General features: G+C 45.8%; 7 protein-coding genes. 4 read left to right on the forward strand and 3 right to left on the reverse strand.

Annotated elements, in window-relative coordinates:
• Positions 1 to 357: 357 nt before the first annotated feature.
• A complete protein-coding gene (locus tag QUA38_RS26265; protein ID WP_190736419.1) occupies positions 358 to 576 on the reverse strand; it encodes a hypothetical protein in 219 nt (72 codons plus the stop codon).
• Positions 577 to 741: 165 nt separating this feature from the next.
• Between QUA38_RS26265 and egtC the strand changes: the two genes are divergently transcribed.
• The 3 genes from egtC (at position 742) to egtD (ending at position 4227) form a co-directional block, all read left to right on the forward strand.
• Entirely contained in the window at positions 742 to 1530 is a 789-nt protein-coding gene (gene egtC / locus QUA38_RS26270) for an ergothioneine biosynthesis protein EgtC (RefSeq protein WP_333167103.1), read from the forward strand.
• Positions 1502 to 2800, forward strand: coding sequence for an ergothioneine biosynthesis protein EgtB (locus QUA38_RS26275; RefSeq protein WP_333167105.1), 1299 nt, complete (start codon positions 1502 to 1504; stop codon positions 2798 to 2800). The genes egtC and QUA38_RS26275 overlap by 29 nt, the downstream gene beginning before the upstream one ends.
• Before the next feature lie 380 nt (positions 2801 to 3180).
• Complete coding sequence (egtD, locus tag QUA38_RS26280) at positions 3181 to 4227, forward strand: L-histidine N(alpha)-methyltransferase (RefSeq protein ID WP_333167107.1); 1047 nt, start codon at positions 3181 to 3183, stop codon at positions 4225 to 4227.
• A gap of 112 nt (positions 4228 to 4339) precedes the next feature.
• Here egtD and QUA38_RS26285 read toward each other — a convergent pair whose 3' ends face one another.
• Together QUA38_RS26285 and QUA38_RS26290 are read right to left on the reverse strand one after the other, a co-directional pair.
• Positions 4340 to 4951, reverse strand: a complete 612-nt coding sequence (locus QUA38_RS26285) for a hypothetical protein (RefSeq protein WP_172191765.1) — start codon at positions 4949 to 4951, stop codon at positions 4340 to 4342.
• A gap of 409 nt (positions 4952 to 5360) precedes the next feature.
• A complete protein-coding gene (locus QUA38_RS26290; protein ID WP_333077113.1) occupies positions 5361 to 5675 on the reverse strand; it encodes an RNA-binding protein in 315 nt (104 codons plus the stop codon).
• Positions 5676 to 6620: 945 nt separating this feature from the next.
• Here QUA38_RS26290 and QUA38_RS26295 point away from each other — a divergent pair.
• A partial coding sequence (locus QUA38_RS26295) for an SDR family NAD(P)-dependent oxidoreductase (protein ID WP_333167110.1) occupies positions 6621 to 7024 on the forward strand: 404 nt, incomplete at its 3' end.

A 7024-nucleotide genomic window follows, 5' to 3' on the forward strand; every position in this document is an offset into this window, starting at 1 on the left:
TCACAAACCTGAGAAGTTATGGTTAAAACTTAAATATATTTTCAGTTTTATCAAAACAACACATTATCAATAATTAGGAAAGGCGATAGAGTTTGCATTCCGTCAACTTTCTCAGCAAAATATTTGGAACTGGTTTATATACTGCTGTTATTGTACTTCATCTATCTGAGAAAGGCTATACGGGAATCGAAAGTGTCTAAGTGTCTGTGCAGACTTTTTAGCGGACACAGAGAAATTCAGTCTAGCCAAGTGTGCAAATCCCATAAGAGAAAAACGCGAAAAGCCAAACTGTGATGTTTGGAAGCCCACGCCATAACTGTAATCAGTTTGGCGTTGGGAGGATGTTACTGCTTTTCCTTAGTCGATCGAGATTGACTGAGGCCCCGTGCTTTTACCGTTGGTGGGTTCGGCTGGGGGAGTAGTGTAGGAAGTTGAACCAGCCTGCTCGTCGATCCAGCTTTTAACGGGATCTTCGTGAAGGTTGAGTCGAAGCAGGCCAGATAAAAATCCGCCCGCGAAGGCGATCGGCTGTTCGATCAATTCTTTCGCCATTGGGATGAGTTCGTCGAGGAACATTCAAGAGTCTCCTTGTGCTGTAGGGGTTCTACCTTAACTGTATCGTTTGTACTGCGATGCTGGCAGCGGGCTACAAAAAACCTTGTTCCCAGCGCTGAAGATGGGCGATCGGGCAATTTTTCGGCTAATGACTTACAATGCTAATCAAATTGCTGCAAAAATTTTATGTGCCGTTTGCTTGGCTACCTCGGGGAGCCGATTTTACTCGATGCTATTCTGTACAAGCCGGAACATTCCCTAATTGTGCAGAGTTACGATCCCCGCGAAATGACTTCTGGCCTACTCAATGCTGACGGTTTTGGTATTGGTTGGTATCACCCGCACCTAGATACTGACCCGTTTACCTATAAAAATGTACAGCCAATTTGGAGCGACGTTAACCTTCCGAGTATCAGTCGATACGTCGAATCTGGATGCGCGATCGGATACGTTCGCAGTGCAACTTTAGGACAATCTGTAGATTTGAGCAACTGTCAGCCGTTTCAGAACGATCGCCTGCTGTTCGTACACAACGGCTTCGTGAAGAATTTTCGTCAAACTCTTTACAGACCAATTCGCGATCGACTTAGCGATACCATTTATCAATCAATTAACGGCACTACAGATTCAGAGCATATCTTCGGTTTGTTTGTCAATGAATTGACAGCCGCCAATATGACTCTAGAAGCTGCTTTGCAAAACACGCTGAAAACTGTGGCAGAGCTAGCAAACTTTCACCAAGTAGAATTTTCAGCTAATATCATTATCAGTGACGGACACCAGCTTGTTGCCTCTCGCTTTGCTTCCCAAAAAACCCCTCCTTCCCTCTATTGGCTGCGGGACGATTTAAATTTCCCGGATTCTGTCATCATTGCTTCTGAAGCTTTATTTGCAGGCAATTGGCACGAGTGCCCAGTCCAGAGCATTATCAGTACCGGAGTAGAGCGTGATATCGAAATCTATCCAATCTTGTAGAGAGGCAATTTATCGCGATTTGCAGCAGTGTCGCCGCGGCACTTTCAAGCTATTTACAGACATCGACTACGATACTTTTTGCCGCCAAGCTCATCCTGATTTCAGTCCAGTTGGCTGGCACTTAGGCCACATGGCTTATACTGAAGATTTGTGGCTGTTGCAACGATGTGCTGGCTTGGAACCTGTCTTGCCTCAGTATCACCAACTGTTTGCTGCTGATATTTTGCCGAAAAAACAACGGGTTTTTCTGCCGACATTACCTGAAGTTGAATTATATCTGGACGCGGTGAGAAAAAAGGTGTTAGATTATTTGGAAGTAGCGCCGATCGACGAGCAAGAACGTCTCTGGCGGTTTATTATTCAGCACGAAAGCCAGCACTGCGAAACTGTTGCTTTCGTGTTGCAAATGCAAAGGAAGAAGGAAGAAGGAAGTTCGGCAACGGATTGGTTAACGGATTTCCGGGACGTAACGGATAGAAGGAATAAGAAAGAGGGAAGAGTAATTGCCGATTACCAATTACCAATTACCGATTCCCCGGTGATTGAAATTCCGGGCGGGGAATTTTACATGGGAAGCGATGCTGCGGAGGCTTTGGATAACGAGCGATCGCGCCACCTGTGTTATTTAGAAGAATACTCGATCGATCGCTATCCCGTCACTTGCCGTCAATACCGAGATTTCATGGAATCCGGTGGCTATAAAAACCCTGATTGGTGGTCAGCGGACGGCTGGAAATGGCTGCAAGGCGAAGCCATCTCTCAACCGCTTTACTGGTCAGAAAATCCAGCTTTCAACAACCATCCAGTTTGCGGTGTCAGTTGGTACGAAGCCGAAGCTTACTGCAACTTTATCGGCAAGCGTTTGCCATCGGAAGCCGAATGGGAAAAAGCTGCCAGTTGGGATGCCACAAATTCAACATATCGCATCTATCCTTGGGGAGAAGAACCGCCAAACGGCAGCCTGTGCAATCACGGCAATAATATTGCCAATACCTCGCCAGTTGATGCCTTTCCCAAAGGAGCAAGCGCGATCGGCTGCTATGATATGTTGGGGAATGTTTGGGAGTGGACTGCTTCAACCTTTGACGCCTATCCGGGATTTGAAAGTTATCCTTACAGGGGATATTCTCAAGTTTATTTTGATGGAGAACACCGGGTTTTAAAAGGGGGTAGTTGGGCGACTTTTCCGCAGGCACTGCGCTCGACATTTCGGAATTGGTATTATCCGGGCGTGCGGCAAATTATTGCTGGTTTTCGCTGCGCTAAGTAGTTCGCTATGCCATTATAACTACTATCAAATTTGTTCATATTAAAGATTTGAGTCATCGGGCTTTTCAGATTAACAAATTCCTTAATACTTGTCTTAGAAAGCTTATTTGACGAACATCAAATAAAGGGCTGGAAAGTGAATTGGGTACAAAACTGGTTTGTGAAATGCCCAACTTTTTTCCATGTAACAAGCCCAAGTCAAACAAGTTTTGTTAATTATTTAATAATTTTTGTAGACAAACTTTAAGTTTTAATTGTGGATGCGATCGCCATCCGATGAGAAAATACAGAACCGAGATCGGTATGAAAAATCTGACTTGAGCGCGATATTTGGCAACGCGACTGCGTGCTATACCGATATGTGCATCTAAAAATTACTTTATGAAATCCCCAAGACTGTCCGACACGACAAACTCAGCCTCAACGAAAGAAAACCGACTGCACTTAGAGCGACTGGTGAGCGCTGCGGCACTGACACCCGCAGAAATCAATGCTGGCAGCGATGTAGTTAGCGGGTTGACTCAAACCCCCAAATCCCTGCCTCCCAAGTATTTCTACGACGATCGCGGCTCAAACCTGTTCGAGCTGATTTGCCAGTTGCCGGAATACTATTTGACGCGCACTGAGACGGCTATTTTGCAGCGGTGCGCGGGGGCGATCGCCAATTTAACGGGCCCCTGCGAAATTGTGGAACTCGGCAGCGGCAGTTCCACCAAAACTCGGATTCTCCTCGATGCTTACAGTCAACTGGAATATCCCCTGCACTATTTGCCGATCGACATCAGTCCTACTATCCTAGAAAGCAGCGCTTGTCAACTGTTAGCAGATTATCCCTCGCTCCAGATTCACGGACTTGTCAGCACTTACGAATTAGCCTTAGCTAAAATTGCACCGTCGCCGTTGCCAACCCGAATGATTTGTTTTCTCGGCAGTACCCTCGGCAATCTCAACGCTCAAGAATGCGATTTGTTCTTCTCGCAAATTGTCGGTGCATTGCAGCCGGGAGAGTATTTTTTGCTGGGAATTGACTTGGACAAATCTAAGGATATTTTAGAGCCTGCCTACGATGACAGTCAAGGAGTAACGGCAGCATTTAACTTAAATATGCTGCGACATTTAAATCGAAAATATGAGGGAAATTTTGATTTAGGACAGTTCGAGCATTGGGCTTTTTACAATCAAGAGGAATGTCAAATTGAAATGCACTTAAAAAGTAAAAAAGCGCAAACAGTGCAGTTGCGTTCTCTTAATTTAACGGTTGAATTTGCAGCGGGAGAAACTATCCGCAGCGAAATATCTCGCAAGTTTAATCTCCATACTGTAAAGGCAGAACTTTCGCAGCGTGGTTTAATTCCTGTGCAAGTTTGGACAGATCCGAATCAGTGGTTTGGCTTGATGCTTTGTCAGATGTCAGAAGTTAATAAATGAGTTCTTCAGATATTAACCACACTCAGGACACGGCACGGCGCCGTGTCCTCAATTTCTGTGTTGTCGATTGTTCTGAATTCAGCTTATTCTGTTAGCAATTACCAATTAACAATTAACAAATCGGCCGCTGTCCGGGTTTGACGGCGTGAATGTACTCGCTGCCCGAAGTCGGCCATCCCCGCTTATAATAAGCTTCCTCCGGCTTCCCCCAGCCCAACTGCAACAAAATTTCTAGAAAATCCAACTTTTCCCACTTCGAGAGACTGGCCCATTCTGTGCGCTGGGCTATAGCCTCTACATCAACCGGCTCGATTGATCGAAAATCCTTCCCGCTGTTAATGCTTAAATACAAATCCATCCCGGCAGTTACCTGCTGCCAGAATTCCAACATAGCAATCTTAGCTGCCTTCAACGTAATCAAATCAACCGGTAGAGCTATTAATTCGTCATCCACTGCCGGATAGCGTAGAGTATTGCCTTTAACCGCCATTTCCCGCCAGACAATCCCAGAAACTTGATGTTCCCGCTGGTATTCGTGTACGGCAGCCTTAAAATTTTGATAAGCAGTGAATTTCTGAACTCCCTCAGATTTGAGAAAGCGGTCAATCACGGGGTTGCCTGTAGCAGGAGTTTCAGTCAAGTTGAGGCGCCGCCCATGCAAGCAGGCTTGGCGCTCTTCTTCGAGGATTTTAATGAGTTCCGCCGTGCTGTAGACCTTGGACATCTTTATTGAGGCAAAATCAAGATATTGGCTGATATTCGGCTGGTTTTCTCGACTAATCTTCGGTAAAGATAGTTTTGCTGTTCTGGGCAATATTCAGTTTTGCCGTTATTCTAACTTTTCTTGCTGCTTAATTCTAGTTTGATAGTTTACAGGAGTCGAACCGCGAAATCCCGACAGCCTCTTAAAGAAAGCAGTTAACAGGGTATCGAATCACGAACTAGAGTGGGAACTGCATCGCAGACGTACCTGGCGGGATTTTTCGCCAAAAACAAAGCCCCCTCCTTGGAGGGGGCAAAACTGATTTAGAGGTTTGGGAGTTTTATTTGCTGGGTCGATCGAACAACCCGAAAAAAAAGCAGCATTCGCACCTGCCGTCAACTACCAAAACTCAAATTTTCAGTGTCAAAGCTTAGTAGCGTCGTGAAGAGCGATCGTTGTCGCCCCAGCCACCGCCGCCGCCCGATGATCGTTTGTTGTTGTTTTCGCGAGGTTTGGCTTTGTTGACTTTCAAGTCGCGGCCCATCCACTCAGCACCGTCTAGAGCTGCGATGGCTGCTGCTTCTTCTGCCTCGCTTGCCATTTCCACAAAAGCAAAACCCCGCATCCTGCCTGTTTCCCGGTCCACTGGCACTTGGACGCGGCTTACAGTACCGTACTCGGCAAATACTTCGTTGAGGTCGTCTGATGTTACCTCATATGAAAGATTACCCACGTAAATCGACATAAAATCTCCAGAATCATTAGGGTGCAGAGACTTAGATTCGGAGAGACGCTTGTAAATAAACACCAACAAACTACGCAACCGAATTTAATTCTTGGGAAACCACTATAACATGAAGCCAGCAGAATCAGCAATTGGCTGTCATAATTTTCAATTTTGGGGGAGATCGGGCAATCGCCAACCGAAAGTATTCGTGATAACTGACATCTTACACTCTGGGCGTCATGCGCTTGGTTTCTTGTTGCGCGATCGACCTGAGATCTGAGATTTTTCGTCGCTGTTACCAAGTTGATTGGGTCTGATTGAGAACAGTGCGTGATGTCAGTTATAACTGACATCACGCACTGTTCTCCCTGGGCAAGCATCCTCCCCCTTCCCCCAGAGATAAATGTTTTTAGCCCAGGATTAATCTTCCGAGTCAATCTCCCCTCTTCCATCTCCCGTCTCTCATCGCCTCCGATTTAGCACCAGAGAATAACGGTTCCCAAATAATCATCAAAAGAGTTATTAGCCATATCTACGCGCATTTTATACATATATAGCAATCCTCGCATCATTTGTGAATTTCTTACTCCCTCCCCGAACTCGCGGGGAGGGTTGGGGCGGGGTAAAAAAATTACGACTCCTGCAAGGATTGCTATTATATAATCATAATTATTTCTATAATATTTCCCTTTGATACATTTTTTTTTATGCTTTATGTGGTTTCTCTATTTTCTCTTTCTCTAAGATGATTCTAGGCTGTCATTTTTACACTAATTACATAAACTTTGTTTTCGATTATACCGTATTTAAATGCCTAAAAGCTTATGTCCTGGGAAAGATGCGATCGCACTTTTACCTCCCTAGCATTGTAAAAGTTGAAAGCCCACAGTCTACAAAGATTGTCTGGTACAGAGAAAAGCAAGTCTAGACAAACAAGCGTGAAGCAGTAACAGAGGATTGTAAATGGTTATAAACAGTTGGTTGACCCGGCCCTTGGCTGTCGTGACGGGTGCCTCTAACGGTATCGGCTACGAACTCGCCAAACAGTTCGCTCAAAACGGATTCGATCTCCTAGTCACCGCCACCGGAGCGAGCATCAAGGAAGCGGCTCAAGCCTTTGAGGGGCTCGGTGCCAAAGTCGAGACAGTGCAGGCAGACCTCGCTACCTACGACGGTGTTGAGACGCTGTACAACCAGATAAAAGCGACTAATCGGCCAGTGGATGCGATCGCAATTAATGCCGGTGTCGGCGTCGGGGGCGACTTTGCGCGCGAGACAGACTTGAAGGACGAACTAAATCTGATTAACCTCAACGTTGTCTCGTCTGTGCATTTGGCTAAACGGGTAGTTAAGGATATGGTCGATCG

The organism is Microcoleus sp. Pol12B4 (genome assembly GCF_036701385.1).
GTDB lineage: Bacteria > Cyanobacteriota > Cyanobacteriia > Cyanobacteriales > Microcoleaceae > Microcoleus.

Coding starts and splice junctions, on each gene's coding strand:
- QUA38_RS26265 (WP_190736419.1), bottom strand. CDS start 576: ATGTTCCTCGACGAACTCATCCCAATGGCGAAAGAATTGATCGAACAG.
- egtC (WP_333167103.1), top strand. CDS start 742: ATGTGCCGTTTGCTTGGCTACCTCGGGGAGCCGATTTTACTCGATGCT.
- egtD (WP_333167107.1), top strand. CDS start 3,181: ATGAAATCCCCAAGACTGTCCGACACGACAAACTCAGCCTCAACGAAA.
- QUA38_RS26285 (WP_172191765.1), bottom strand. CDS start 4,951: ATGTCCAAGGTCTACAGCACGGCGGAACTCATTAAAATCCTCGAAGAA.
- QUA38_RS26290 (WP_333077113.1), bottom strand. CDS start 5,675: ATGTCGATTTACGTGGGTAATCTTTCATATGAGGTAACATCAGACGAC.